Source organism: Actinopolymorpha singaporensis (assembly GCF_900104745.1).
In the GTDB taxonomy this organism is placed as follows: domain Bacteria; phylum Actinomycetota; class Actinomycetes; order Propionibacteriales; family Actinopolymorphaceae; genus Actinopolymorpha; species Actinopolymorpha singaporensis.
Window position 1 is genome coordinate 2,625,466 of record NZ_LT629732.1, and the last position, 27,000, is coordinate 2,652,465.

Annotated in this window: 23 protein-coding genes; 8 read left to right on the forward strand and 15 right to left on the reverse strand. The window is 69.2% G+C overall.

Annotation, left to right across the window (positions count from 1 at the left end; translation table 11 throughout):
• The first annotated feature begins 36 nt into the window (after positions 1-36).
• The gene (locus BLU27_RS28975) at positions 37-738 is read left to right on the forward strand and encodes an alpha/beta hydrolase family protein (RefSeq protein ID WP_157728469.1); all 702 of its coding nucleotides are present in this window, start codon (positions 37-39) and stop codon (positions 736-738) included.
• 87 nt (positions 739-825) lie between these two features.
• Positions 826-2,520 carry an HNH endonuclease signature motif containing protein gene (locus BLU27_RS11905; protein WP_092653269.1) on the forward strand — a complete coding sequence of 565 codons (1,695 nt, stop codon included), beginning with the start codon at positions 826-828 and terminating at the stop codon, positions 2,518-2,520.
• Between the two features lie 37 nt (positions 2,521-2,557).
• Here the strand turns inward: BLU27_RS11905 and BLU27_RS11910 are convergent, their stop codons facing one another.
• On the reverse strand, positions 2,558-3,022 hold the full coding sequence (locus BLU27_RS11910) for a MarR family winged helix-turn-helix transcriptional regulator (RefSeq protein ID WP_092653271.1): 465 nt from the start codon (positions 3,020-3,022) through the stop codon (positions 2,558-2,560).
• A 107-nt stretch (positions 3,023-3,129) separates the two neighbouring features.
• Here BLU27_RS11910 and BLU27_RS11915 point away from each other — a divergent pair, with 107 nt between their 5' ends.
• Genes BLU27_RS11915 through BLU27_RS11925 form a run of 3 tightly spaced genes read left to right on the forward strand, consistent with a single transcriptional unit; the run spans position 3,130 to position 4,702 of the window.
• A complete protein-coding gene (locus BLU27_RS11915) occupies positions 3,130-3,552 on the forward strand; it encodes a nuclear transport factor 2 family protein (protein ID WP_092653273.1) in 423 nt (140 codons plus the stop codon).
• Positions 3,549-3,803 carry an LLM class flavin-dependent oxidoreductase gene (locus BLU27_RS11920; RefSeq protein WP_092653275.1) on the forward strand — a complete coding sequence of 85 codons (255 nt, stop codon included), beginning with the start codon at positions 3,549-3,551 and terminating at the stop codon, positions 3,801-3,803. The genes BLU27_RS11915 and BLU27_RS11920 overlap by 4 nt, the downstream gene beginning before the upstream one ends.
• A 56-nt stretch (positions 3,804-3,859) precedes the next feature.
• A complete protein-coding gene (locus BLU27_RS11925; RefSeq protein ID WP_157728470.1) occupies positions 3,860-4,702 on the forward strand; it encodes an alpha/beta fold hydrolase in 843 nt (280 codons plus the stop codon).
• Positions 4,703-4,710: 8 nt separating this feature from the next.
• Here BLU27_RS11925 and BLU27_RS11930 read toward each other — a convergent pair whose 3' ends face one another.
• A complete protein-coding gene (locus BLU27_RS11930) occupies positions 4,711-5,463 on the reverse strand; it encodes an SAM-dependent methyltransferase (RefSeq protein WP_197681798.1) in 753 nt (250 codons plus the stop codon).
• Between the two features lie 83 nt (positions 5,464-5,546).
• Here BLU27_RS11930 and BLU27_RS11935 point away from each other — a divergent pair, with 83 nt between their 5' ends.
• From BLU27_RS11935 to BLU27_RS11945, 3 genes are read left to right on the forward strand one after another with little or no spacing between them, the layout of a single operon-like run.
• Positions 5,547-8,570, forward strand: coding sequence for a helix-turn-helix transcriptional regulator (locus BLU27_RS11935; protein WP_092653279.1), 3,024 nt, complete (start codon positions 5,547-5,549; stop codon positions 8,568-8,570).
• A 48-nt stretch (positions 8,571-8,618) separates the two neighbouring features.
• The gene (locus tag BLU27_RS11940; RefSeq protein WP_092653281.1) at positions 8,619-8,891 is read left to right on the forward strand and encodes a hypothetical protein; all 273 of its coding nucleotides are present in this window, start codon (positions 8,619-8,621) and stop codon (positions 8,889-8,891) included.
• 23 nt (positions 8,892-8,914) lie between these two features.
• Positions 8,915-12,934, forward strand: a complete 4,020-nt coding sequence (locus tag BLU27_RS11945; RefSeq protein WP_092653283.1) for a S8 family peptidase — start codon at positions 8,915-8,917, stop codon at positions 12,932-12,934.
• Positions 12,935-13,025: 91 nt separating this feature from the next.
• Here BLU27_RS11945 and BLU27_RS11950 read toward each other — a convergent pair whose 3' ends face one another.
• The 13 genes from BLU27_RS11950 to BLU27_RS12010 form a co-directional block, all read right to left on the reverse strand.
• Positions 13,026-14,411, reverse strand: coding sequence for a glycosyl hydrolase (locus BLU27_RS11950; RefSeq protein WP_157728472.1), 1,386 nt, complete (start codon positions 14,409-14,411; stop codon positions 13,026-13,028).
• Between the two features lie 65 nt (positions 14,412-14,476).
• The gene (locus BLU27_RS11955) at positions 14,477-14,755 is read right to left on the reverse strand and encodes a hypothetical protein (protein WP_157728473.1); all 279 of its coding nucleotides are present in this window, start codon (positions 14,753-14,755) and stop codon (positions 14,477-14,479) included.
• 44 nt (positions 14,756-14,799) lie between these two features.
• The gene (locus tag BLU27_RS11960; RefSeq protein WP_092653289.1) at positions 14,800-15,063 is read right to left on the reverse strand and encodes a hypothetical protein; all 264 of its coding nucleotides are present in this window, start codon (positions 15,061-15,063) and stop codon (positions 14,800-14,802) included.
• 66 nt (positions 15,064-15,129) lie between these two features.
• Positions 15,130-15,813 carry a hypothetical protein gene (locus tag BLU27_RS11965; protein ID WP_092653291.1) on the reverse strand — a complete coding sequence of 228 codons (684 nt, stop codon included), beginning with the start codon at positions 15,811-15,813 and terminating at the stop codon, positions 15,130-15,132.
• A 400-nt stretch (positions 15,814-16,213) separates the two neighbouring features.
• Positions 16,214-18,976 carry a helix-turn-helix transcriptional regulator gene (locus BLU27_RS11970; RefSeq protein WP_172804939.1) on the reverse strand — a complete coding sequence of 921 codons (2,763 nt, stop codon included), beginning with the start codon at positions 18,974-18,976 and terminating at the stop codon, positions 16,214-16,216.
• A 114-nt stretch (positions 18,977-19,090) separates the two neighbouring features.
• Positions 19,091-19,591 (reverse strand): GNAT family N-acetyltransferase, encoded by a 501-nt coding sequence (locus BLU27_RS11975; protein WP_241827925.1) that lies wholly within the window; start codon positions 19,589-19,591, stop codon positions 19,091-19,093.
• A gap of 80 nt (positions 19,592-19,671) precedes the next feature.
• Positions 19,672-20,706 carry an ABC transporter ATP-binding protein gene (locus BLU27_RS11980; RefSeq protein WP_172804940.1) on the reverse strand — a complete coding sequence of 345 codons (1,035 nt, stop codon included), beginning with the start codon at positions 20,704-20,706 and terminating at the stop codon, positions 19,672-19,674.
• A 50-nt stretch (positions 20,707-20,756) separates the two neighbouring features.
• On the reverse strand, positions 20,757-21,776 hold the full coding sequence (locus tag BLU27_RS11985) for an ABC transporter ATP-binding protein (RefSeq protein ID WP_092653299.1): 1,020 nt from the start codon (positions 21,774-21,776) through the stop codon (positions 20,757-20,759).
• A gap of 6 nt (positions 21,777-21,782) precedes the next feature.
• A complete protein-coding gene (locus BLU27_RS11990) occupies positions 21,783-22,661 on the reverse strand; it encodes an ABC transporter permease (protein WP_092653301.1) in 879 nt (292 codons plus the stop codon).
• The gene (locus tag BLU27_RS11995; protein WP_092653303.1) at positions 22,658-23,593 is read right to left on the reverse strand and encodes an ABC transporter permease; all 936 of its coding nucleotides are present in this window, start codon (positions 23,591-23,593) and stop codon (positions 22,658-22,660) included. Before BLU27_RS11995 ends, BLU27_RS11990 begins: the two co-directional genes overlap by 4 nt.
• Before the next feature lie 36 nt (positions 23,594-23,629).
• Positions 23,630-25,417, reverse strand: coding sequence for a peptide ABC transporter substrate-binding protein (locus BLU27_RS12000; protein WP_157728475.1), 1,788 nt, complete (start codon positions 25,415-25,417; stop codon positions 23,630-23,632).
• Between the two features lie 128 nt (positions 25,418-25,545).
• On the reverse strand, positions 25,546-26,280 hold the full coding sequence (locus BLU27_RS12005) for a FadR/GntR family transcriptional regulator (protein ID WP_092653307.1): 735 nt from the start codon (positions 26,278-26,280) through the stop codon (positions 25,546-25,548).
• A 277-nt stretch (positions 26,281-26,557) separates the two neighbouring features.
• Positions 26,558-26,992, reverse strand: coding sequence for an HIT family protein (locus BLU27_RS12010; protein WP_197681799.1), 435 nt, complete (start codon positions 26,990-26,992; stop codon positions 26,558-26,560).
• Positions 26,993-27,000 lie beyond the last annotated feature (8 nt).

Consider the following 27,000-nt stretch of genomic DNA (forward strand, 5'->3'; position numbering starts at 1 on the left):
TGGGAAGTGCCGGCGGGAACTTTGGAGGGTGTGCTCATGACGCCTGCCTCAGGGGGTGGGCGGACGTTGCCGCTGGTGGTGGACCTGCACGGTGGACCGATCGGCGCGTTCCAGGCAGGCGATGTCGGCAACATGGCGGGCTGGTGTGCTCGCGGATTCGCTGCGTTTCGGCCGGAGTTTCGCTCGAGCGGCATCCTGGGGCCGGACGCGATGTGGCAGGCCTTCCGAGGTGCGGGTCTGCCCTGCAGCGATCTGGAGGTGGAGGAGGTGCTCGCCGGCGTGGCGGCCGTCGCTGACACCGGCCTCCTCGACACGGATCGGATGTTCGCCATCGGGCACAGCTACGGTGCGTACCTTCTCAACCGAATCGTTACGACCGACCATCCCTTCCGCGCGGCGGTGTGCTGGGAAGGGATCGCCGACCTCCGGCTCCTGGACGCTGCCAGCCTGCGAACGCAGTCCAGGTGGCGGGGCGGGACGCCGGCCGATCGGCCCGACGTCTGGGCCGCAGCGTCCCCGGTGGAGCGTGCCGCTCAGGTCAGGGTGCCGATGCTGCTGATCTACGGCGAACACGGTCTTGCTGTGCCTCACGGTGAGAATTGGCTGACCGCCCTTCGCCGCCACGGTGTTCGGAGCGAGTACGTCGTCTACGCCAACGAAGGACACGTCATGACCGATCCACGCAACGAGGCGGACCTCCTCGACCGCGCGCGGACGTGGTTCCTGTCCGTGCTCTGACAAGTCGCGCAGTTCCCCTTTGTGCAAAGGGAAGTCCCGCTCTGTGGAGAACGAATCCTTGTCGGTGGTGGCCGGTAGGGTTCGAACATGTCTTCGAGGTTCCAGGTGTCTTCCGGTGTTGGGGGTGGCGGTAGGCCGCCGCATCCGTTGCTGGCTGCCCTGGAGTTGCTGGCCGCTGCCAACGACGTGGTGTTGTCGACGTCGGTGGTGTCGTTGACGGCCGAGCAGGCCGGTCAGGCGCTGGAGGTACTGGGTAGGGAGGTCGCCCGGCTGCAGGCGGCCCAGCTGAAGGTCGTCCGTCAGGCGGAGGCCTGTGACGTCGGCAGGCTGACGGGTGCGCCGAACGCGGCGGTGTATTTGCGGACGGCCCTGCGGATGAGCAAGCACGAGTCCTCTGCCACCGTCGGCCTCGCGCGCGACCTGGACAGGGAGGTGCCGTCGACCGGGGAGGCGTTGGGTCGGGGTGCGGTGTCGGTGCGGCAGGCGCAGGTCATCGCCGATGCGGTCAAGAAGCTCCCCGACTACGTGGGTCCGGAGGAACGGGTCGAGGCGGAGGGGTTCCTGATCGAGGCGGCCCGGTTCCACAATCCTGATGAGCTGCGGGTGCTGGGTACGAAGCTGCTGGAGCGGATCGCGCCGGAGGAGTACTACCGGCAGCTGGGCGAGGAACTGGCCAGGAAGGACCGCACAGCCGAACAGAAACGGTCCCTGCGCTACTCCCCGAACGGGGTTGCGCAGTCGGAGTCGGTGCACATCAGCCTGCCGGCGTGGGAGATGGAACTGCTCCGCAAACTCATCGAACCCCTCGCCGAACCCGTCAAGGGGGCAGACCCGGACCACCGGCCGATCGACCAACGCCGCGGCGACGCGTTCGCGGAGTTGTTGAGCCTGCTGGCAGCTGCGGCGCAGGCGCCTGTCCGTGGCGGCAGACCACCGCAGGTCGCGGTCACCATCCCACTCGAGGCGCTCCTGAAGGGCACGGGTGCGGGGACGGTCGACGACACCGCCACCGTGATCCGTCCCAGGCCCTGCACCTGCCCCTGCACCGACCCCAAGTACGCCAAACAGAGCACCAAGAAGCCCGCCGAGGCCGGAGAGCCGACATCAACGGAAGCCGGAGGTCAGGAGGAAGAGCAAGCAGATCAGGAGAAACGGCGACCACCCGGCACCGACGCGCCCGCGGACGGGATACCACCACCGCGAGAACGCGGCCACCGCTCACAACCACACAGCGAACCGGAAGCCAGCACCGGAGCGGATCCAGAGACCGGACCGGATCCGGAGGATGACGCCGCCCCGGAGGGTGTGGCGGGGCCGGGGACTGCCGTCGACCCGCATGACGGGTGCCCGACGTGTGGAGGTGGCGGGTCAGCCCGCTACCTCGGCGCCGACGGCAAACCCATCTCGGTCGCCACCGTGCGCCGACTCGCCTGCGAGGCCGACCTCATCCCCGTCGTACTCGGCGGGGACGGGCAGGTGCTTGACCTCGGCCGCTCCGACCGGTTCTTCAAAGAACACCAACGCCGTGCACTGGCCATCCGCGACGGACACCACTGCAACTTCCCCGGCTGCCAGATCCCCGAACCACGCTGCATCACCCACCACATGACCGCCTGGGACCACGGCGGCCCGACAGACCTCGCCAACGGCGTACTGCTCTGCCGCCACCACCACGTCACCGTCCACCACAAAGGCTGGCAAGTCCGCATGGGCACCCACGGCCACCCCGAATACACACCCCCGGAATGGTCCGATCCGAAGCGACGCGTCCTTCGCTCCTGACCGCCGACCGAGAAGACGCCGACTCTCGCCGGAGACCTCAGGAATGGTCGCCGGCCGTGGTGCCTTCGGTGACGTTGGCCAGCATCCGAGCGAGCACGCCTCGTACGACCTCGAGTTCACGATCGTCGAGGCCGGCTCGAAGCCGACGGTCGTGCGCGACGGCCACATCACGGAGCCGGCGGAACGCGGCCTCGCCCTCGTCGGTGAGCTCGACCAGGTGAACCCGCCGATTGGCGGGGTCGCGTCGCCGGGTCAGCAGGCCGTCGGCCTCCATGCCGTTGAGGTGGTGAGTCAGGGTCGCCCCCTGGATGCCCACGGCGGCCGCGAGCTCGCGCTGGTTCGCAGTCGATCGGGTCTTCAACGCCAGTAGCACCTGCCAGGTCGGCAACGAGCCACCGGCAGCGGCCAGCGCGGCGTCGAACGCCCGGCTGACGGCGCGCGCGGTGTTGGTCAACTGCACGCCGATCGGTGGCCCGGGTGGACCGGATGGCTTGGCAGGCACGCCTCGACCATAACAGAATCCTTCGGCATCGAACGCATTGACACCTAATCATTCGATATCTAACGTTCAAGGCCTACGGGCAGGCCAACGATGCGAAGGAGAGATCGATGACCACGACGACGACCGAGGCACAGATCAGGGAACTCGGCGAGCGCTGGGCCGACGCCGAGCAACGCGGCGACGTGGCACTCCTGGACGAACTCAGCGTGGACGAGTTCGCCATGGTGGGCCCGGCCGGCTTCATTCTCGACAAGCCCCAGTGGCTCCACCGTTACCGGGCCGGCGACCTGGTGACCCACTCGCTGGAGTGGGACGAACTCGCTGTCCGCGACTTCGGGGGCACCGCCCTCGTCATCGGGCGGCACACTCAGCGAGCCGCCTACCGGGGCAACCCTGCCGACGGGAGTTTCCGAGCCACTCACATCGCCGTACGCCGGGACGGTCGTTGGCGGCTCGCAGGGATCCACATGAGCCCGATCGCCGGCCCGCCGCCATCCACCGCCGCCCAGACTCGGGAGGACCTGTCGTGAAGCTGAGCGTCACCATCTCCGAGTACACCTGGCCGGACGGACCCAGCCGGCTGGCTGCCCACCTGGGAGACGTCGCTCACGCGGCGGACGAATTGGGCTTGGACACCGTGTGGGTACCCGACCACCTGCTGCAGGGCGTGCCGGGCACCTCGCTGGAGGACGAGATGCTCAAGGCCACCCTCGGCGAGGCGGTCTCCGCTGCGGCAACGATCCCAACTTCCAGGACGCCTTGCTCGCCAACCCCCGGTTGACAGCACTGGCCCGGAACCCGTTTGACGGCACGACACAGGTCCGCGACCCTGTGCCGGTGGGCAGGATCCGCGAGGAGGCCGTGACCGTCGACGACGGCGCCCGGCTGTGGACCATGACGTCCGGGCCGTCACACGCCGCACCAGTGGTGTTGTGCCACGGCGGTCCAGGGTTGTGGGACAACCTCGGACCGGTTGCCGCCATGCTGGACTCGACACGTCTCGTACATCGGTACGACCATCGCGGCTGTGGACGGTCCACCGGCCCGGACGACTACCGGCTGGAGCGGGCGGTCGCCGACCTCGACGCGCTGCGCCGGCACTGGGGCCACGAGCGGTGGACGGTGTTCGGGCACTCGTGGGGAGCGACCCTCGCCCTGGTGTACGCGTGGACACATCCTGATCGCGTGCACACGCTGGTCTACTGCGACGGCGTCGGCCCGGGCTCGGAATGGCGTGAGCCCAACCGAGCGGAGGTCGCCCGACGTCTGACTCCTGAGCAGATCCACCGCCGGGACGCCCTCGAACGGCAGGAGCGTAGTTGGGAGGAGGAGGTCGAGTTCCGCACGCTGTACTGGCTGCCCGACCACGCCGACCGATCGAGGGCGGAGGAGTGGGCGCGGGCGGAGGCGTTGGCTCCGTACGACATCAACTGGCGGGCCAACGCAAGCCTCGCCCGCGCTGCTCCGGACGTGGTGACCAACGCGGCGAAGGTGACCGCGCCGACGCTTCTCGTCCACGGGGAGCACGACCCGCGTCCGATCGCCAACGTCGCAAGGCTCGTCGGCCTGATGCCGAACGCGACGCTCGCCCCGATTGCCAATGCCGGCCACTCGCCGTGGCTGGAGGCGCCGGGCGACCTCGCCGCCCGACTCACCGCGTTCCTCGGCGAGCACAACTGAGCGCGATCTCAACGGCGCCGTGCGACCACGCGGGTGAACCCCAGCAGCCGCCCGGCGTCGGCGCGCAGCATCTCGGCATCCTCCCGCGGCTCGCCATAGTCGCGGTCGCATACGTCGTTCCAGTGCAGCCAGTCCTCCCAGCCGCGGGGTAGCCGGTCGGCGAGGTCGACGGCGACCTGGCCGGTCTTCTCCCAGTGACGGCGCCACCAGTCCGGGCTGTGGAAGGAGCAGAAGTCCCACTTCCAGTAGGGCGACAGATGTGCGGGCGGGTACGACGGTGGTTCCTCGGCGAGACCTGGGACCACCATGCCGATCAGGCCGCCGGGCTTGACGAACTGTGCGTAGTAGCCGAGGTACAGGTCGTCGGTTCCGAAGTAGTGGTAGGCGTCGATGCTGACCAGGGCGTCGAAGAAGCCTTCCTCGAAAGGAAGTGCGTGTGCCTCGGCGTGGACCGGATGCACGCGGCCACGTAGGTCGGCCTCCTCGATGCGCGACCAGTTCTCCGCCGGGTCGATCCACAGGTCGGTGGCCCACACCCGCACGTCGAACTCACGGGCGAGGAAGATCGACGTGAGCGCCTTGCCGCAGCCCATGTCCAGGACTCGCATGCCGGGTTCGAGCGGCATGACGTCAGTGAGTGACTCGGCCAGCCACACGGGGTTGGGCCCCATGGCGTTGTCGACCATCCAACGGGCGGAGTATCGCCCCGACCGGGGATGGCGCTCGTTCGTCAGCAACCGTGTCAGCTCGTCGTCCTCCACGCCGCGGAGTCTGGCGAGGCCATACGCGCGAGGCAACCGAATTAGGGTCCGTTCCGCGGCCGATGCCGTAGTACGTTCGATCGATGCGTTCGGTACGGCCGGCAGAGGGCACGTCGGCGTCGGCAGCAGCCGTCACATCAGCGTCGGCCATGCCGGGTTCGGCGTTCGTCGGGCGGGCCGCCGAGGTCGATGCGGTGGTCGCCGCGCTGCGGCGGCCGCCGGCGATGGTGCTGATCGAAGGCGAGGCCGGCGTCGGCAAGTCCCGCCTTGTCCGCGAGTGCCTGGCGTCGCCCGCGTTGAGCGGCCGGGTCGTGCTGGTCGCTGCCTGTCCGCCGCTGCCGGAGCCGTTTCCCCTGGGACCGGTGCTGGACGGCGTACGGCGGCTGGTGCCACCTGGAGGCCCGCTGGAGTTGAGCCCGCTGGGCGGCGCGCTGCGTCCGGTGTTTCCCGAGCTCGCCGAGCGCCTTCCACCCGCGGTGGACGTACTCACCGATCCGACCGCCACCAGGCACCGGCTCTTCCGCGCGTTCGCCGAACTCCTGGAATGCCTGCGGGTGGACGCGCTGGTCGTGGAGGACGTCCACTGGGCGGACCAGGCGACGTGGGAGTGGCTGCTGACGACGTACGCAACCGGTGACGCCCGCATCCCCGTGGTTCTCACCTACCGGCCCGCGGACGTGCCGGCCGGTTCTCTGCTGCGGCGGCTGGTCACCAGGCGGCCGGCGGGGATGGCCCAGCTGCGGATCGACCTCCAGCCCCTCGACGTCGGCGGAACGCGTGACCTCGTGGCGGCGATGTTCGCCACCGACCAGGTGTCGGAACAGTTCGCTGCGTTCCTGCACGCCCGTACGGACGGGCTGCCGCTGGCCCTTGAGGAATGCCTGCAGTTGCTGCGCGACCGCCGGGACATCGTCGAGCGTGGCGGCCAGTGGACCCGCCGGGTCCTCGACCAGCTTCAGGTGCCGCCGACCGTGCGCGACTCCGTACTCGAACGCGTGGAACGCCAGGCTCCGGAGACCCGGTCGGTCCTGGAGGCGGCCGCGGTCCTGGCCGCGCCGGCCGACGAGGCGACGCTCACAGAGGTGCCCGGCCTGGACGCCGAGGCGGGCCGGCGTGGTGTCGCCGCCGCGTTGACCTCGGGCCTGTTGCGCGAAGCCGGGCCGGGGCTGTTCGTGTTTCGGCACGTACTCGCCTCGCAGGCCGTGGACGAGGCGGTTCCCGTCTCGCGGCGGCGCCACCTGCACCGGCGGGCGGCCGAGCGACTCCGGGGCCTCGACCCGCCTCCGGTGGCGCGGTTGGCCCGGCACTTCAAGGAGGCGGGGGACCGCGAGGCCTGGACGGAGTACGCGGAGGCGAGCGCCGATCTGGCGCTGGAGTCCGGTGACGACCGGTTCGCCGTCACGGCACTGCTGGAACTGTTGGCGGCCGGCGACCATCCGGCGGACCGGGGTACCCGACTGGCCCGAAAGCTCGGCGAGGCCGCGCACCTGGGCTCGGCCGCGCTCGGCGACCTCGCAGCACAGGTCGTCGACGCGCTGCGGAGCGCGTTGGCGGCCGGCGTCGCCACGTCGGCCACCCGCGGAGAGCTTCGGCTGCTGCTGGGCCGGATGCTTCGCGAGATCAGTGAGGAACCCGAGGCGTACGCGGCGATCGAGGCAGCCGTCGACGACCTCGGGCACCGCCCCGACCTCGCGGTGCGCGCGATGCTCAACCTGGCCATGCCGTTGGTTCCGGACTGGCCGGCCGCCCGCCACCTCGCCTGGCTGGAACGCGCGACCGAGGCCCTGCCTGCGCTGGGGTCTCGGGTCGACCGGCTGTCGTTCGCCGTCAACCGCGCGAGCAGCCTGCTCCTGCTGGGAGAGGAGGCGGGGTGGCAGGCGGCGGCGGAGGTTCCACAGGAGGCGGCCGGGCCGGCGGAGCGGCCGGTCGTCGCGCGAGGTCTGCTGAACACCGCCCAGCTCGCGCTGGTCTGGGGACGCTACGACGAGGTACGGCCGCGGCTGGCGCCCGCCCTGCAACACCTGGAGGCCGCCGACTACCAGCGGCTGCGGGCGACCGTCCGGGTCACCGAAGCCTTCCTCGACTGGTACACCGGCGACTGGGGTTCCCTCGACGCCGTGGCGAACGAGCTCGCGACCTCGGAGACGTCTGTGACGCTGGACCAGTTGCAGGCACGGCAGATCCTGGGAATGGTCGCTGTCGCCCGCGGTGAACGCGACGCCGCGCGGCGGCACCTGACCGAGGTCACCGGGGAGTACGCCCGGCTCGGAGTGGTCGACCCGCTGGCCATGCCGGCGTCGGCGGCGCTGGCCCGGCTGCACCTCGCCGACGGCGCGGCCGGCGAGGCGCTGGTGGTGCTCGGGCGCGACCTCACGACCATCGAACGCAAGGGCGTGTGGTGGTGGGCCGCCGACATCGCCCCGGTCGCGGTGGGCGCACTGGTCGCGAACGGGCAGGTCGATCAGGCCGCGGACCTGGTCGGCCGGGTCGCCGCCGGGCTGGGGGCCCGTGGCGGCCCGGCACCGGCGGCCGCGCTGACGGTGTGCCGGGCTGCCGTCGCCGGGACGCGGGGACGGATGGACGAGGCGGCCGCGCTGTTCGCCGACGCGGCCGCGGCATGGCGGACCCTGCCTCGTCCGTACGACGAACTCCTCGCCAGGGAAGGCGAGGGCCGGTGCCTGGTCGCGGGGGGCGAGGAACGCCGGGGTCTCGCGCGGCTGTCGGACGCCGAACGGCAGTTGCGGTCGCTGGGCGCCCGGTGGGACGCCGACCGGGTTGCACGGCTGCTACGCCACCACGGAGTCGACGTGGCCCGCACGTGGCGACGAGGCCCGCGTGGCTACGGTGACCAGCTCTCGCCGCGGGAGCTGGAGGTGGTCGGGCTGGTCGCCCGGGGGCTGACCAACCGGCAGATCGGCGAGACGCTGTTCCTCTCGCCGCGTACGGTCGGTCATCACCTTCGGGCCGCGATGCGCAAGCTGGGCGTGTCCACTCGTACGGCGGCAGCGATCGCCGCGACGCAGGCCGGTCTGCTCGCGGGGTACCGGCCGACCGGTCGCACTGCCGGGCCCACTCGGGAGCGGCCGCCGGAACCGGACAACCAATAGGTCATCTGCCCGGTCGCTGAAACTTCAGCCAGACCCGATCGTGTTCGGGTGGGCGGTGACCAGGACGACGAGCAGAACGACGAACCGTTCGACGAGCAGTTCGACGAACAGTTCGACGAACAGCAGAACGACCACCAGAAGGACGCGCCGGGTGCAGGCGTTCCGGTGATGCCGCACCGGCCGGAGCCGCCCGGGCGACGGGTCCCGCCGCGTTCGGATCCGCCCGGGCCCGGTGCTCCTCCCTCCCACGCCGACAGGGGCCGTACGACGTCGTGTCCCGACGGGCCCCCGGCCGCCGACGAGCGCTTCGAACCACTGTGACAACGCAAGAAAGAGGTCATGTCATGGCCGGTCCGGCCCTTGGCCGTCGCATTCTTCCCCGGGTACTCGCGGCATCCGCGGTCGTCGCGCTCGCGCTGGCCGGGTCTCCTGGTCGGTCCCCGACCGTGGTCGCCGCGGCCGCGTCCACCACCTCCACCGCGACCACCTCCACCGCCACAGCGGCCCTCGCGAGTACGCCGCGCGAGGCGTCGCCGGGTCCGACGGTCACGCTGATCACCGGCGACCGCATCCAGCTCCGCTCGGTCGGGAGTGGGCGGACGACCGCGACGGTGGAGCCGGCGCCGCGGCCCAGCGGTGTCGTTCCGCAGTTCCAGGTCAGCACCCGGGAAGGCCGGACGTCCGTCATCCCCACCGACATGGGCCCCCTGCTGCGGACGGACGTACTCGACCCGGCGCTGTTCGACGTGACGGCGCTGGCGAAGCAGGGCTACGACGACGCGGCCAGCCCGAGCCTGCCGCTGATCCTCACCTATCCGAAGGAGGCGTCGCGCACCTACCGCACGAGGACGGTCCCCGGGGGTCGTGAGCGTCGCGTCCTGGACAGCGTGGACGGTGTAGCGACCGAGGTGCCCAAGGACGAGGTGGCCAAGCTGGGGAAGGCGGTGTTCGAACTCGCCGAGGCCGCGCAGCAGACCGGCCGGCGTGCGTCCTCGCTGACCGCCGCGCAGGCCGGACCGCTCGCCGGCGTACGGAAGATCTGGCTGGACGCGCGGGTCAGGGTGGCCTTGGACCGGAGCACGAAGCAGATCGACGCACCTGCCGCCTGGGACGCCGGCTACACCGGCTCCGGGGTGAAGGTCGCCGTACTCGACACCGGCATCGACACCACCCACCCGGATCTGGCCGGCCGGGTCAGCGCCTCGCACAACTTCACCGACACCGGGGACGCCGGAGACAGGTTCGGGCACGGCACGCACGTCGCGTCGATCGTCGGTGGGTCGGGCGCGGCCTCCGACGGTGCCCGCAAGGGCGTGGCGTACGGCGCGGACCTGGTCAACGGCAAGGTCCTGGGTGACGACGGGTACGGCGCCACGTCCTGGATCATCGACGGGATGGAGTGGGCCGCCGGCGTCGAGCACGCCGACATCGTGAACATGAGCCTCGGCTCGGATCCTTCCGAGTACGGCAGCAACCTCGTGACGGCGGCCGTCGACCGGTTGAGCAGCGAGGACGGCACGTTGTTCGTCGTCGCGGCCGGCAACAACGGATGCGACGCGTGCGTGCTGGCGCCCGGCGACGCCCCGAGTGCGCTGACGGTCGGTGCGGTGGACCGGCAGGACCAGCTCGCCGACTTCTCCAGCCGCGGTCCCGGCCCCGTCAACCTCTCCCTCAAACCGGACATCACCGCGCCCGGTGTCGGGATCTGGGCTGCCCGCGCCGAGGACGCCCAGCTCGGCGGATCCGGGCCGTACCTCGAGCTGTCCGGGACGTCCATGGCGACCCCGCACGTGGCCGGCGCCGCAGCCCTGCTGTCGCAGGCCCGTCCCGAGCTGACCGGGAGGGAGCTCAAAGCCGCGCTGATGTCCACCGCGGTGCCCACCGCGGGGCTGCGGGAGTACCAGCAGGGCGCCGGCCGGGTCGACGTGGCCCGCGTACTGAAGAGTCCGGTGCTCGCCGAGCAAGGGTCGCTTGACTTCGGCGTCGTCGCGCTGAAGGCCGGCGGCGGGACCGCCCCGGTGGACCGCGACGTGAGCTACCGCAACATCTCCGGCCAGCCGGTGACGCTGAACCTGCACGTCCAGCTTCGGGACGAGACCGGCGCCCAGGTCGGCTACGCGTCGGTGGAACCATCCCAGCTGACCGTCCAGCCCGGTGCGGTCGGCACCGCCAACGTCGTCGTCGACCCGGGAACCGCCGAGCCCGGCAACTACACCGGAGCACTGGTGGCGGACGTTCCGGGTGCACAGTCGCTGCACACGCCGACCGGGTTCGTGGGCCAGCCGCAGCTGTTCGACCTGCGGCTCAAGGGCATTGCCCGCGATGGCCGGCCCGCGCTGGCCTGGGTCGGTTCCCTCAACGGCTCGCCCGTCGTCAATGTCGACACCGGCGAGACGATGACGAAGACGTGCAGGGCCGAGGATCCGACGGTCGAGGTCTGCATGCGGGTGCCGGCCGGTACGTACTCGGTGCTGGCCTTCGTCCACACCCGCCCCGCCGGCGTACCGTCGAACGGCTACGGCGACGGCCTCGACACGTCGCTGGTCGGCAACCCGGAGCTGAAGATCACCGGTGACACCACGGTGACTCTCGACGCTCGCAAGGCGGTCGAGGTCAAGGTGGACACCCCGGCGAACCCGGAGGCCAGGGCCAACCTCGGCGGCGCCGTCGAGCTCAGGTGGTACCGCACGGCTCCCGACGGCACGGTCGCCGGTGACGCCGTCCTCAACGCACCCGGGTCGCAGGGCGAGGAACGCTTCTTCGTGCAGCCGATGAGTGACCCGTCGGTCGGGTTCTTCGAGGCCACCTCCAGGTGGCGGCTGGAGGCGCCGAACGTCACCCTGTCGGTGCCGGGTGCCAAGGACGTGAAGCTCGACCCGCAGTACTACCCGATGAACTGGTTCAGCGACTTCAGCGAGCAGTTCCCGGTGCTCGACGGTTCGGCCAACCTGCGCGTGGTCGACGCGGGTCAGGGGCGGCCCGAGGACCTCGCCGGTCTTGACCTGAAGGGCGCCCTGGCGCTCGTCCGGCGCAGCGACGACCTGCCGGTGGCCGAACAGTCGAACACCGCGGCCGATGCGGGTGCGCGGATGGTGGCGGTCTACAACGACAGTCCCGGCGCCAACGGCAACCCCGGTGGCTACGCCGACCTCGCGCTCAAGGTGCCGACGGTACGCCTCACCGGAGCCGAAGGCGGTGCGCTGCTCGGTCTGCTCGGCAAGGGAAAGTTGACAGTACGGGCGACCGGCAACGTGGCCAGTCCGTACGTCTACGACCTTGTCTACGCTGAGCCGCACGGCGTCCCCGCCCAACCGCACTACAGCGCCGATCCGTCCGACCTGGTGCGCGTCGAGGAGGACATTCACAGCCTGTCGACCGACCAGATCACCTACAGCGAGGGAGCGTTCGCCTTCCGGCCGCAGGACCAGATGTCGATCACCTTCCAGCGCCCGCTGTACGGAGCGCCGCGCTCGCGCGTCGTCTACCACACGTCCGATCCCACGACGAGGTGGTCCTACGTGAGGACTACCCCTGAACAGCCGTACGGCTACCACGAACCGCATCCGGAGGGCGCGCAACTCCAGCTGAACACCCCGCTGACGGCCTACGCGCCACGCGAACGCACCACGCAGTCGTGGCTCGGTGCGCCGGTCGCCACCGGCCTCAACCCGAACTTCCCGGTCGTACGCGACGGCGACCTGCTGGTGCTCGGTGAGTCGTTCCCGTCGCTGTTCCAGGGTGTCGGGATGCTGGACGGCGCGAACCACCCCTCGGTGGCGGCGTCGACCGAGGGCGACGACGGCTTCGCCACGATGTTCCGGCTGTCGCGGGGCGACGAGACGGTGTGGGAGACCGAACACATCCCCGGTGGACTCTTCGGTTACGTGACACTTCCCACCGGCTCCGAGGACACCTACCGGATGTCGTTCGACGTGGCCAACCGCGCCCCATGGGCGCAGCTTTCCACCCGAAGCCGTTCGGAGTGGACGTTCCGGTCCGCGGCCACCGACGCGGCCGAGCCGCTGCCGCTGCTGACCTTCGGGTACGACGTCGAGGCCAACCTGCGCAACGAACTGACACCGCCGGCGCGCGGGTCGAACCAGGTGAAGGTGAGGGTCGGCCACCAGGCGGGAGGGAGCATTCCCGTGAACCGGCTGACGTTCGAGGTCTCCTACGACGACGGCGGCCGGTGGCAGCACCTGCGGGCCGTCCGCCACGGTGATGGCCGCTACACGGTGGACCTGCCGCCGAACGCGCCGGCGAAGGCGCGGTACGCGTCGTTCCGGGTCCACGCACAGGACGCGGACGGCAACCAGCTGACGCAGGAGATCATCCGTGCGGTAGCGCTCCCACATGGCAGGTGAGATCGTTCCCAGTCGAGTCGGAGGCGCGCTCGGTCGGTGTCGACCGGGCGCGCCTCCTGAGTTTCGCCCGGCTGACCCTCGGCCGAGTCGGCTAACGACTGGCCGCAGCGCACTCCACTCTGAGGACCCGGACGTCGTAGTTGGTGAGTGTCACCGGCACCGTCTTCGCCGCGTCGAGGGTGTGGATCGGCGTCGTACCGGACGTCGGATCGTAGACCTCCACCTGACGTGGAGGACCGGCGAGGTGAACAGTGACCGATTCCGAGCCGATGGCCCGCTCGCTCCACACCACGAGGAAGTGGTCGCCGTCACTCCTTCGAAGCAAAAGGTCGTGTGTCGTGGGTGCTCGGTCGCTGATCGAGTAGGCAAGACCGCCCCCGGGGGCCGCCCCAGCCCCGTTTGCCAGCACTGACGTGAGGTTGTGCAGGTAGACACCCGAGCGCTTGGGCCGGTAGTCGTGGTCGACGAATCCCCAGTAACCCTGCACGGGGTCGTCGCGGAGCATGTAGACGAACGTGTGCTGGTAGCCGCGGGCGAACTGCGAGAGGTAGAGGGCAAGCAACAGCCGTCCCTGGTCTTCCTCTGTGAGGCTGTTCGTGCCCTGGGTGGCCCAGCCCGTCTCGGTGGACACCTTCGGCAGCGCTGCCCGGTCGGCCGCGGAAGTGTATCCAGGGAAGCCTTCCCGCCAGGTCATGCCGTACTCGCCGTAGATGCCGTCGATCCAGTCCTCGAAGTCCGGCGACGCGTTCTCCCACGCCATGTTGTCGATGATGGCGGGCTTGCGGCAGATGTAGTTGTGTACGTTGGCGAAGTCGGCGTAGCGGGTACCGGCCGGCATGAGCGTCCCCGCACCGTCCGGGATGGTGAGGAACTGCAGACCGACGTTGTTCGGTTCCGATCCGCCGGCCTCACTGGAGTGGAAGACCGGGAAGCGCCGCAACAGTGCATCGGCCTTGGTGCGTCGGTAGAGCTCCTGCTGCCAGCGGGCGACGGGAGTGAAGTCCTTGTCCCACACGGACGTGTCCCCGCCGAAGGTGACCGCCCAGTTGTTCGGCTCGTTCGGCCCCTCCAGCGCGAGCAGAGCTCCGGCCCGGGCCAGCCGGCGGGACGCCTCGAGTTGGTCGGCCAGCCAGGCCTCGTCCGGACCGCTGCGTACGATCACGAACCGGGCGCCGGTCCGCTGGTGCACCGAGATCAGGCCGTCCACGAAGGCCGCCGACACGTTGTCGCTGTCGCGAATGTTGCGAATGCCGGTGTAGGTCAGGGCGTCCGCCACCCGAGCAGGGTCGTCGACACCCTGCCCCATGTGTGCACAGACGCAGATCGAGTCGAGGAAGTCGGTGACCGGTGCCGCTTCCACGACGGAGGGCCGGGTCGAAGCGCCGGCCGGTGACGCAACCGTCGACGCCGCCGCGCCCGCGGCGACCGCCGCGGCACCACGTAGCACCGATCTACGGGAGAATCTTCGCTTGGTCACGGTTTCGGAAGCTATGGTCGTCACGCGGACCGGTCAACGACCTGGTCCGGGTCGGGCCGTTCCTCTTACGGACGTGGGTGGCGCAGCGGGCGCCACCGAGTCGACAGTCGCCCCGGCCCGCACGTGCGTAGCCACGCGTCGGCGGGCAGGGTGTCGTCGCGAGTGCGAGCGATGTAGTCGGTCATCGGCGTGTGCGGCTCGGCGTGCTTGCCGTTCGGACGGACCGAGGCCACCAGTTCGCCGAAGCCGGCGGCCGCGGCCGCCGCCCGCAACGCACCGAGCATCCGGTGGGACATCGCGGCGCCCAACGGGTCCGGGCGAGCGGCAACCTCCAGCGCGGTCACGGTGTCGGGCCTCGTGCCGTTCCGTTGGTCGCGGAAGGCCCAGGTCAGCACGCGACCCAGCCACCGGCCGGCAGTGCCCCACGGCGTGCGGTGTGAAGGGCGAACGGCGCCGCAGAACGCCCGGGCCACACCTCCTCGCCCTCAGTGGCGACCAGGCACAGGTGCGGGGAGGTGGACGGTACGTGCAGGAACAGGGCAGCGGCGATCTCGTCGTGCCCCATGAACACCGGCCAGGTGTCAGGCATCGCCCACATCGCCGCCTCGAGTTCGGGGCGATCCGCGAAGGTGGTGGTCACCAGGGCTGACATGTGGCGAGTATCCCAGCGTGTACCCGGCTGCCTGGTCCGTGGCTTCCCGGACCAGGCAGCTCGTCGTCAGGCCGGGACCGGCACGGCCACCGGGGTGCACATGTGCCGCATCCAGCGGTGGGTGTGCGGTGTGGCCAGGGTGGGGGAGTGCGCCTCGGTCGGCATCGGGGTTGCCGGGAAGGACGCGGTCGGGGCCGGCTGGGCGTGCGCCGACACGGCGCGGGCCGCCTGGGTGCGGCCCGCCTGGGTGCGGCCCGACTGGGTGCGGGCCGACTGGGTGCGGGCCGACACGGTGCGCGCCGACGTCGCAGGGACCCGCGCAGGCGCCGTCCGGCAGTTCTGCCGCTGCAGCGCGGTTACGTCCTGCGCGCGGCGGGGCTTGGGGACGTTCCGGCGTACGACCGTGGAGCCGACCGGCTGCTTGGTCTCGTGGACCGAACGCGTGCGGCGTGCGGCCACCTTGGTTCCGGTGACGGCTGCCGGACGCCGGCAGCGCAGCCGCACGGCCGTGGTGAGCGTGGCGGCGCCTCCGAGCAGCCCCGCACTGTTGACAGCAAGCAGTGCGACGTCCACCTGGAACGCGCCGTACGCGAACCAGACCACGTTCCCCACGAGCGAGGCGGTGAGGAAGGCGACGGAGACCTCGTCCGCGCTGCCGGCACGCCGCAGCTTGCGGGTCTGGTCGAACAGGGCACATGCCTGTGCGAGGCCGATCGAGGTGGCCACGGCGCTCAGGATGGTAACGATCATCGGCGTTGCTTTCGTCGTCGGGCAGCGGCCTGCGCCGGGTGGTGTCCGATCTGCGCGACGTGCGCGGACGGGCCCGGGCCACTGGCTGGCGATGGACTGTGTACTGGGGGCGAAAGTCCCTGGTGCGGAGGGCCTTTCTTCGTTCGCATCCCAGGAAAGCGCGCGGTGGTGCACGGGTGAATCACGAGTTCGAGCCAAATGAGTGAGGGCGGACCGGCCGGGAGGACGGGGAGGTGTGCAGCCACCTCACGTGTTCGGGTGAGGCGAACCCGTCCGGGCCGGCACATGGGTCCGCGTCCGTACGTCTATGTCAAGACGATGTTGCGGAGAGACACCTGTGCGGGACTGTTCGTGTTCGCTGCGGAATGTCCGAATCGGAGGTCACCTGACCGGGGAGGCATCACCCTCGGCTGAGGACCTCCCGGGTCAGCTGCACCCGTGAGTTGACGCCGAGCTTGCCGAAGATCGACCGCAGGTGGGTGCCGATGGTGTTCGGCGACAGACTCAGAGTCTGCGCGACGTCACGGTTCGTACGCCCCTCCGCCACCAGCGAGGCCACCCGGCGTTCGGTGTCGGTGAGCGCGTCCCACCCGGTGCTGGGTCGGCGGCTCGTCGCCATCCAGCGGCGCCGCCGCGCACCGGTCGACTGGAGGTGGCGCTGGACCCGGCGCGCCTCGCCGGTCGCACCGAGGGCGACGTAGGCGTCCCAGGCCCGGTCCAGTTCCGCCACCCCCTGATCGCGACGGCCGTGCGCAACGAGCGCCCGGCCGTGGTCCTCCGCTGCCGAGGCGCGACTGAGGAGCCGGGGACTGGCCCGCAGAACGCCGACCGCCTCACCGAGCAGGTCCACGTCGTCGTCGACCAACGCCCGGGCGTGCAGGGCGCCCCCGGTCGCGGTGGCGACTCCAGGGTTGCGGTCGGCGTACTGCTGGGCGAGCAGGGCCGCCCGCCGGGCGAGTTCGGTGTCCTTGCCACGCAACGCGATCCGGACGACCTCCGGAAGGTCGGCGTAGCCCGCTCCGGTGTGGCGGGCCAGCGCAGCCGGTGAGTCCGCCGCCGCGCCGAGAAGCCGGGCCGCACCCTCCGCGTCACCGCCGGCGTCCAGCCACAACACGTGCGCGAGAGTCGCCTGGGCGGAGGCCAACCGGACCTCGGATCGGGTCCACCGGGTGGCCTGAGTCATGTACTCCTCGGCCTGTCGCAGATCGCCGCGCAGCAACGCGATCCGGGCCAGGAGGGCGTACGCCTGGACGCGATAGCCGTACTCCTGCAGGTCCTCGGCCAGTCGCACGATCGTGCGCGCGCCGGCTTCCGCGTCCTCCATCCGCCCGGCGGCCAGGTCGATCGCGGCCTCCCACCAGCCGAACGCCGGTACTTCCCACGTCCCGCCGTGTTCCTCGGCCTCCTGCCGGGACCGGGTGAGTCCGTCCCGCGCCTCGTCGTAGCGATCGAGCAGGGCCAGCGCGAGCAGCTCGGCCGCCTGAGGCGGCCCGCCGTGGACCGCGCGTACCTGCTGGAAGCAGTCCAGAGCGTCGCCGTACCGGCCGTCGGTGGCCGCGGCGTGCCCGAGGGCACGGAGGGCGGTCGTACGGGCGTTGCCGTCTCCGACCTCGTCGGCGTCGGCGAGGGCCGCGTGGGCGGTGTTCACCGCCGCGTCGGGGTCGTCGGACCGGGACATCGCCAGCGCCCGCTGCGCCAGCAGCAGAGCCCGTACCTGCGGGGAGATCCCGTCCAGCTCCAGCGCCTGGGTGACCCGGGCGAGGAGTCGGTCGTCCAGACCGAGATCCCACAGCGGACGGGCGAGCCGGGAATGGATGCGCGCGGCGGTCTCTGCGTCCGGGGACGTGCGCAGCAGTTCGTCCGCGGTGAAGATGGCGTCCTGCACCCGTCGCGCGCGTACGAAGATGTCAACCACCTCTTGCCCCACCTCCAGCCGGAGGGGATCGCGCCGGGGCAACAGGTTGTAGGCATGGGTGATCAGGCTGACAGCGGTGGCCGGCGACTGCGGCGCGACCTCGGCGGCGGCGCGGCGCAGGACGTCCGCCGCCTCCCGGTCTCCGGCCGGCGCACCCGCCATGAGGTGGTGCGCGGCGTCGACGGCGGTGCGGCCGGTGGCGAGCAGGTGTTCGGCCGCCGCGCGGTGCAGCACCCGCCGCGCCGTCGGGGTCAGGTCCTCGTACGCCGCCTCCCGGATCAGGTCGTGCCGGAATGCCACGTGCAGTCCGGTGTCGACGAGCATGCCTTCGGCGAGCGCGCCATGCAGGCTGGGCAGGAGATCGGACACGCGCACGCGCCGCAGTGCGGCCGCGTCGTCGATGGAGAACGTGCCGCCCAGGACCGATCCGGCCTGGAGCAGGCTCCACACGTCCTTGTGCGGTCCGGAAAGTCGCCTGCGCAACGCTGTGCGCAGTTTGGTGGGTACGCCGGGACCGGACGCGGTGACGTCGCCGCCCTCGACCATCTCCTCGCTCAGCACACCGTCCAGCAACTCGGTCACCAGGAACGGGTTTCCGGCCGTACCCTCGAGCAGGCGCGTCAGCCGTGGACCCGGCTCGGTGCCCAGCCGGTCGGCCGCCAGTTCCCTCATCGCGGTCGGGCTCAACGGTTGCAGGGTGATCTGATGGACTGGCATGTCGCGCGGGATCACCTGGGAGAGTTCGGTGCTCGTCGCCGGAGTGTCCCGGGCGGTGAGCAACCAGACGATGGGCGACGCCGCCAGCCGGGGAGGCAGCAGCCTCAGCGCGAACAAGGTCAGCGGGTCCGCCCACTGCACGTCGTCGATCGCGATGAGGATCGGCGTGCGCTGGGAGCGTTCCTCCAGCGGCGCCGCGATCCGGTCCACCAGCCACAGTTGCTGGTCCAGCAGCGGCCCCACCGCGGCCCGGTCTCCCTCGGACAGCAGCGGTGGGTGACCGCCCCGAAGTGCCAGCAGCAGCGGAGCCATCGGCGAGATGCGGTCGAGTTCCTCGGCCTTGCCGACACAGGCGGTGAAACCGTTGCGTTCGGCCTGTGCGCGCACGCTCTCCAGCAAGGCGGTCTTGCCCAGGCCGGCCTCGCCGCTGACCACCAGCACGGTCGACCGGCCGGTCGAGGCCGTCTCCTCGAGCACACGCAGCGCCTTCTCCACCTCGGCCGAGCGGCCCCGAAGGAGCGTCTGCGTCACGGTCGACTCCTTCTGCTGATCTCGTGCTCGCGGTGGGCTGTGACTCTCAGCGTCGCACGCTCGCCGCTGCCCCGCGATCGGGCCGGCCACCCTCTTCTTGTTTGCGCCGGTTCGTCAGCGTTTCGGCGGCAGGTGCTTGGCGTACCTGCGGCACGGGACGGGGATGGGGCCGTGCTCACCGGCCGCGGCGTAGTCGAAGGGGCCGTCGTCGCACCAGCCGTGGCGTTCGTAGAAGCGACGCGCCCGGGCGTTTCCCGGAACGACGGCGAGCCAGGCCTGTGTATGACCGGCGTCGCGGATCTGTCGTTCGGCCTCGTCGAGGAGCAGACCGGCCACCCCGCTTCCCCGATGGTGACCGGCGACGTACATCTGTTCCACTTCGTCCGCCGCCACCATGACGAAGCCCGCGACCTCGCGCGAGGTCACGGCGACCGTCGCGTCGCCCACGCGCTGCGCAGCTCTGGTGCGGAACGACTCGGGGTCCCGGGCCGAGACCAGGGCCTCGGGCACCCGGCCGTCGTGGCCGTCGTGCCAGCCGGCGTTCCAGATCTCGGCGATGGCGGGCGCGTCCTCGGCCTGTGCTCGGCGCAGGTGAAAGCTCGGGTTGACAGTCACGAGACGTCCGCCTTCGTCAGTTGGTCGGCTGGCTCCAACGGGTAGTCCAACCCGGGGTGACCGCGGAGCCTGGGCGGCGCTCACACCTCGACTGTAGGGGCCACGTCGAACGGGTTGTTGCGTACTGCCTCGTCGGCGAAGTGACATGCGACGCGATGGCCGGGCGCGACCTGATCCAGCGGAGGTTCCTCGGTACGGCAGCGTTCCCGGGCCATCGGACACCGGGTGTTGAAGCGGCAACCGGGGGGAGGAGCGAGCGAGCTCGGAACCTCACCAGCCACCACGGTGTCCCCGTGCTTCCGACTGAGCGTCGGGTCAGGGACGGGGACGGCGGAGAAGAGACCCTGCGTGTAGGGGTGGTGCGGTCGCGCGTACAACGAATCGCGCTCGGCGATCTCCACGATCTTCCCGAGATACATCACTGCCACCAGGTCGCTCATCTGCCCGACGACCGCGAGGTCGTGAGCGATGAACAGGTAGGACAGACCCAGCCGGTCCTGCAGATCGGTCAGGAGCTGGAGGATCTGCGCCTGGATCGACACGTCGAGGGCGGACACGGGCTCGTCCAGGACGAGGAAGGAAGGCTCGGCCGCCAGCGCCCGCGCGATCCCGATCCGTTGGCACTGTCCGCCACTGAACTCGTGCGGAAAACGGGAGACAGCGTCTGTAGGAAGGCCCACCAGGTCGAGCAGCTCCTCCACCCGCTCGCGTTGTCGTTGCTTGGGAACCAGGTGGTGTACGAGGAGGGGTTCACGAAGGAGCTGGCCCACCGTGTGCCGGGGGTTGAGGGAGCCGACGGGATCCTGGAAGACGATCTGCATCCGTCTGCGTAGTCCATTGAGTTCGCGCCGGCTCAGTGCCGTCAGGTCCCGACCCTCGAACCGGATCAAGCCCGCGGTCGGGCGTTCGAGGAGCAGTACAGAACGGCCGGTGGTGCTCTTCCCGCAGCCACTCTCACCGACCAGGCCGAGCGTCTGGTGGGTGTCGAGGGAGAGGTCAACCCCGTCGACCGCGTGGACGGTCTCCCGCCGCCGGATCACCGCGCCCGCGCCGCGGACCTGGTAGTGGACCACGAGCCCCTTGACTTCCAGCAGCGGAGTCCGCGCTGCCGTCACCGGTGGCTCCACAGCCACAGGCGTTGTAGGCGTCGTTGGTGTCGACGTCATCACGCGACCTCCGTTGCATCGGTGACCGGGTGCCAGCAGGCGATCGAGTGGCCCGGGCGTATGTCGTCCAGGGGAGGGGTCCGGGTACGACAGGTCTCGGTGGCGCGCTCACAGCGCGGGGCGAACGGGCAGGCGTCGACTCGCTCGGTCACGCGGGGAGGCAGGCCGGGAATGGCGTGGAACTTGCGGGTCCTTGTTGCCGTCAGTCTCGGCACGCACCGTAGCAGACCCAGCGTGTAAGGATGGGCGGGGTGAGCGAACAGATCGGTGACGGCTGCCGTCTCCATGACTCTGCCCGCGTACATCACGACCACTCTGTCGCAGTGCCCGGCGACGATGCCCAGGTTGTGCGTGATCAGGATCGCGCCGACGTTCGACTGCGCCACGAGATCGTCGAACAACTTGAGGATCTGCGCCTGAATGGTCACGTCCAGGGCGGTGGTCGGTTCGTCCGCGATCAACAGCCGCGGCCGGCACGCCATCGCCAGCGCGATCATCACCCGCTGAAGTTGGCCGCCACTCAGGCGGTGTGGGTACTCGCGCATGCGGGTCGCGGGATCGGGAATTCCCACGGACCGAAGAAGCTCCACCGTCCGATCGTGGCGTTCGGCGCCGGACAGGCCAAGGTGCAGTGACAGCACCTCGTCGAAGTGGTCTTCCACGGTCAGTACGGGATTGAGGGAGGTCATCGGGTTCTGCGGGATCATGCCGATCTGCCGGCCGCGGACACGCCGCACCCGGTGCGGTGGCTGGGCCAGCAGGCTCTCGCCGGCGAAGACGATGTCGCCCCCGGTGACTCGCCCGGGAGAGGGCACCATCCGCAGAACGGACTGCGCCGTCACGCTCTTGCCGGAGCCGCTCTCCCCCACGACGCCGAGCCGCTCGCCGGCGTCCACCCTCAGGTCGAGTCCCTGTACGGCGTAAATGGTGCTGCGCTCCAGTTGGAACGAGACCTGAAGGTCGCGTATCTCCAGTAGCGGCTGGCCGCTCAGGTCCTGAGGTTGCTGGTCATCGCGCATGTCCGCCTACCTCGAGGTCGGGTCGAGGGCGTCGCGCAGACCGTCCCCGGCGAAGCTGAACGTCAGGGTCGCGAGCGCGATACAGACGATGGGCAGGAGAGCGACGGTGAGGTTGATGGTGAGGTACTGCTGACCGTCGTTGATCATCTTTCCCCAGTCCGCGGTCGGATCCTGAACACCGAGTCCGAGGAAGCTGAACCCGGCCGCTGCGAAGACGGTGGCCGGGACCTGCTGGACGAAGAAGACGATCAGCGGCCCGACCGCGCTCGGCAGCACGTGCACGATGATGACTCGCCACGTCGGCACACCCATGGCTCGGGCGGCGACCACGAAGTCACGATCTCGCAGTGCGATGTACTGCGCGCGTGCGAGCCGGGCGAACCCGACCCACGCCGTCACCCCGAGAAAGAGAAGCAGCTTCAGTACGCCGGACCCGAACAGCGCGATCAGCAACAGGGCAAGCAGAATCTGCGGCACCATCGTGAAGATCTCGAAGGCCCGCAGGGTGATCGCGTCGACGATGCCCCCGAACCACCCGCTCGCGATTCCGATCGGGATTCCGATCAGTGCACCGACGAGCGGTGCGCCGACGGCGATGGTCATCGAGGTCTGCGCGCCGTAGATCGCCCGGCTCAGCAGATCCCTGCCCAACTCGTCGGTGCCCAGCAGGTGATGCAGGTTCGGGCCGACCAGAGACTGGCTCAGGTCCTGGGCGGCATAGCCGTACGGAGCTATGACTGGTGCCAACGCGGCGACCAACAGGATGAGTACGGCGATTATCCCGCTCACGAGCGCGAGCCGGTTGCGTCGGTAGCGGTACCACGCCGCGTGCCAGAATCCGGACTTCGAACTCCGTGCGGTTGAGCGTCCCAGTGCCATGGTCATCGGGAGAGCCCCTCCAGTCGCACCCGAGGATCGACAAGTGTGTAGGCGACGTCGCTCAGGATGTAGCAGGTCCCCCACAGGACCGCGACGATGAGCACGAGAGCAAGGATCAGAGGATAGTCCCGGTGCAGGCTGGCCGTGGTGAAGTAGCTCCCGAGCCCAGGTAGAGCGAAGGTCGCCTCGATGAAGATCGACCCGGTCAGGATGTTCGGGATGTTGGGCCCCATGATCGTGATCAGCGGAATGAGTGCCGTACGTAGGATGTAGCGCACGGTGATCCGCCGTTCAGACAGCCCGCGTGCACGTCCCATGCGTACGTAGTCGGCATAGGTCACCTCGAGGGTGCTGGCCCTGGTGTATCTGGCCATCAGCGCCATCGGATACAGCGAGAACGCGATGACGGGCAGGATGACGTCCTGTGGCTGGCCCCACCCGCCTACGGGCAACCACCCGAGCTTGACCGAGAACAGCGAGATGAGCAGGAAGCCCACGACGTAGTTGGGCAACGCCACACCCACGGTCGACACCGCCGAGGTGAGCAGCCAGTCCAGCCAGGTGTTGTGCCGTAACGCCGCGGCACAACCCATCACCAGACCGCCGACGTAGGAGACCAGGATCGTGAGGCCGCCGATGACGAGCGTGATCGGCCAGGCCTTGGCGATCAGCCCGGTCACCGTCATCGTCGGCTGCTCGAAGGGAATGCCCAGGTCGCCGTGCAGGAGGGCCCACAGCCAGTTGAGGTACTGCCGCCAGATCGGCTGGTCCAGCCCGTACTTGCGCATGACGTTCGCCATCGCGGGACCCGGCAGTGGCTGCTGGGTCTGGTCGAACGGCCCGCCGGGCACGGCGTGCATGAGTCCGAAGATGAGCATCGTCACGACGAACATGACCAGTAGCAGGGTCAGGAATCTTCGGGCGAGATAGGCAACCAAGGCCGCACCACCACCTTCCGCGGTCGATGCGACGGGTCAGGAGATGCCGTTCGGCTTCTGACGCGGCCAGTTCTGTTTGTTCTGTGCGACGTAGAGGCCCTGGAGAGAGTCGCTGGTCGCGCCGAACCCAGGCCACTGGATACCGTCGTAGCCGTTCTTGTTCTTCGTCAGAGCCTTGCCCTGCATGTAGGGGGCATAGTAGTAGCCGTAGAGCAGGTGGAAGACGAACACGCCCGGCGCTTCCTTGGTCAACTGCACCTGCGCCTCTGTGTAGATCTCCTGGCGTGCCTGAGCCTTGCTCTCCGCCGCACCCTTCGCCAGGAGCTGGTCGTACTGGGCGTTGTTCCAGTTGTGCCGACCATCGCTCTTGTACACGCTCAGCATGTTCGACGCGTCGAAGTAGTCCATGCCGTAGGAGACGAAACCCATCTGGATCTCGGTCGGCTTCTTGTTCATCCGCGCGTAGAAGGTCGTCTTGTCCAGCTGCTGGAGCTGGATGTTGATTCCGAGCACGGAGTTCCAGTTGTGGGTCAGCGCCTGCACGACCGCCTCGGTGTTGGAGACGGCGTTCGCCCACCAGTAGAACTTCACCGACGGGAAGCCCTTGCCGTCGGGGTACCCCGCCTGCGCCAGCAGGGACTTGGCCTTCGCGGGGTCATAGTTGGTGTAGGGCTTCAGCGGATCCTCGACAGCGAAGGGATAGCCCGGCATGAGGTAGCCGTACGCCGGCGTGGCGAGGGGTGCGAGCAGACTCTTGATCAGGGAGTCCCGGTCGACGCTGTGTGCCAGCGCCTGGCGGACCCTCACGTTGTGGAAGGGTGGCTTCTTCGTGTCGAAGAAGGTGTACCAGATCTCGAAGTCGTTCGGGTTCTTGTAGAGGTGAAGGGCCTTCGTCTTCGGGTTCTTGGCCGCAATCTTCAGGTCCAGCGGAGTCACGCTCAGCTGGTCGACCTGGCCGGTCTGGAAGCGCGGAAGCATGTCACCGCCAGCGTAGATCTTGCCCACCACAGTGTCGATCGGCGGCTTGAAGGGACCGGTGTACTTCTTGTTCGGCCCGAGAACGACCTGGGCTGTCGGGTCGAACTTGGTGAGCTTGTACGGCCCACAGGTGACACAGGTCGCCGGGTTGATGTTGTAGCTGCCCGAACCGTACTTGTTAAGGGCCGCGGCTGACAGCGGTGTGGTGTAGAGGCAGGCAGACGGGATGTAGGCGACCGGCCCCTCCGTCTCGATGACGAGGGTGTACTTGTCCTTCCCCTGCTTCACACCGATCGAGCTGGTCGGCACCTTCCCCGCGACCGCGTCGGTGTAGTTCTTGATGACACCGGACCAGAACCAGCTGAAGTCCCATGCGTGCTTGGGATCGGCGGAGTACCGCAGAGTCTCGACATAGTCGGCGGCGGTCAGTTCCTTGCCATCCGACCACATGATTCCCTTCCGAAGGTGGAACGTCCAACTGTTGTGGTCAGCAGACTGTTCCCAGCTGCTGGCCGCGCCCGGGACGATCTGGTAGTTCTGGTTCAGCCGTACCAGGGGGATGTTGAACTGGTCGGCCAGCGGGGCGCGAGAGTAGACGTTCTCATAGAAGTCGAGGGCCTTGTAGCTGGCGCCCGTCGAGTCGAACGGCAGCACGTAGTACTGGTCCCCGGCGGATGCGGCACCGGCGGGAAGCTTCAGGCCGAGTGCGTTCTTGGTTCCGGCGCCGCTAGTGGTGTTCTGGGTATTGCCGCAGGCGGCGAGGCTCAGCGCCGAGGCGCCTATCAGGAACCCTCGGCGGGTCAGGTGTGGAAGGCGGGCGGACTGTCCGCTCGAAAGATTGCTCATTGCCGGTACCTCCATGATTGTGGAATCGATGCCACACGTGCCGACCTCGAGTCAGCGAGCAGTCACCTTTACCCCCGACCACCCCTGGCCGAGGCCAGGAGGTGAATGAGCACCCCGTTCCACCGCTGCTAGGTGGCGCGCCCTTCCTTCACGTCGGCGCTTTCGTCGCCGCTGTCATCTGGCGACAGGTGCAGGTCGATCATCTGCGGGATGTTGCCGCGGTCACGCGTCCGTAACAGCCGCACTATCGAACGGTGGCTGTCGAGAAGCCTCTCTACTGGTGGTTTTCGGACCAACGCCCGCCGGTAACCGAACTCCCAGAAGAAGTTGTGGAGAATGGTCCCGATCGTGACCAGGAACTGGTTCCCGGTGGCGCGGAGCAGAACGTCGTGGAACTCCTCGTGGAGCGCGGCGGCCTTGCCCGGGTCTTCGGCGTGCACCATCGCCGAACTGATTTCGTCGAGGTGGTCCACCTCCGACACGGATGCCCGGTCGATTACCAGCTCATAGATCCCGCGCTCCCAGATCGCACGGACCTCGAGGTAGTCGTGCTCGGTCAGGCCGTCCGATCCCATCCAGGCGGCGATCTGTGCGAACACCTCTGTGTCAGCGACGTCCGCGACATAGGTGCCGCTGCCCTGCGTCACGCGCAGCATCCCCAACGCCTCCAGTGATGCCACTGCCTGCCTCAGGACGTTGCGACTGACTCCGAGCGACTGGGCGAGGCTGGGCTCCGCTGGAAGGCGGGTTCCGACCGCCAGGCGGTTGGTCAGGATGTAGTCGCGAAGGGCTGCGGCGGTCTGGTCGGTGAGGCGCTCGCGAGAGACGACGTTCAGACCACTGCTTCGGAATGGGTCAATCATTCTCTGTCTGCCTCATTCTCTGGGTGCGAGAAAGATACGACCGAGCGAATTAGGTGTCAACGGCTACTTGTCGAAGAAGGCCTGGGAAGCATGGTCGCGTTCGGGTCAACAGAAGATTGCGCGTCCCCAATCGGCCAAACTTTGGTTCGTTCATGGTTGCCGCGTTACCTGGGAGAGAAACGGAGGGGAGGCCCGTGCCCTCAGCCGTTTCCTGATTATGGGTCCGCTGTGTGTCCTGGTGGAGCGAACACGAGAAGCGCGGCACCTACCGCCTTCGTCAGTCGGTCTGCAGATGCGGTCGGAGCCGGTCGGCGATCCGGTCGGTCTCGTCGAACGACAGCCTCGGCACCGTTCCCCAGTCGGTGCCGCCACCGGGCAGCGTTCCGGCCACGTGGAAGTGAACGTGTGGAACGGTCTGGTGCGAGGGCACGCCGTTGTTCTGCCAGACGGCCACGCCCTCGACGTCGAAGGCCTGCACGATCGCGGCCGCCGCGCGTTGGGTGAGCTCCATCAGCGGGGCGTACTCGTCCGGAGCCAGGTCCAGCAGAGTGGGCCGGTGCGCGGTCGGGATCGCGAGCACGTGCCCCACGCCGCGTTGTTCCCGCGTGACCAGCAGAGCGACCTTGTCCAGCTGCTTCAGGACGGTGAACGGCCGGTCACCATGGAGGTACGCACAGAACGAACAGTCGTCGTCAGGAACGATGAGAGCCACGGGCTGAA

Excerpts from the sequence above, each read along its gene's own strand:
- BLU27_RS11985 (WP_092653299.1), bottom strand. The coding sequence starts at position 21,776 with ATGCGCGATGACCAGCAACCTCAGGACCTGAGCGGCCAGCCGCTACTG.
- BLU27_RS28975 (WP_157728469.1), top strand. The coding sequence starts at position 37 with ATGACGCCTGCCTCAGGGGGTGGGCGGACGTTGCCGCTGGTGGTGGAC.
- BLU27_RS11965 (WP_092653291.1), bottom strand. The coding sequence starts at position 15,813 with ATGATCGTTACCATCCTGAGCGCCGTGGCCACCTCGATCGGCCTCGCA.
- BLU27_RS12005 (WP_092653307.1), bottom strand. The coding sequence starts at position 26,280 with ATGATTGACCCATTCCGAAGCAGTGGTCTGAACGTCGTCTCTCGCGAG.
- BLU27_RS11935 (WP_092653279.1), top strand. The coding sequence starts at position 5,547 with ATGCGTTCGGTACGGCCGGCAGAGGGCACGTCGGCGTCGGCAGCAGCC.
- BLU27_RS11905 (WP_092653269.1), top strand. The coding sequence starts at position 826 with ATGTCTTCGAGGTTCCAGGTGTCTTCCGGTGTTGGGGGTGGCGGTAGG.
- BLU27_RS12000 (WP_157728475.1), bottom strand. The coding sequence starts at position 25,417 with ATGAGCAATCTTTCGAGCGGACAGTCCGCCCGCCTTCCACACCTGACC.
- BLU27_RS11960 (WP_092653289.1), bottom strand. The coding sequence starts at position 15,063 with ATGTCAGCCCTGGTGACCACCACCTTCGCGGATCGCCCCGAACTCGAG.
- BLU27_RS11945 (WP_092653283.1), top strand. The coding sequence starts at position 8,915 with ATGGCCGGTCCGGCCCTTGGCCGTCGCATTCTTCCCCGGGTACTCGCG.
- BLU27_RS11990 (WP_092653301.1), bottom strand. The coding sequence starts at position 22,661 with ATGACCATGGCACTGGGACGCTCAACCGCACGGAGTTCGAAGTCCGGA.
- BLU27_RS11915 (WP_092653273.1), top strand. The coding sequence starts at position 3,130 with ATGACCACGACGACGACCGAGGCACAGATCAGGGAACTCGGCGAGCGC.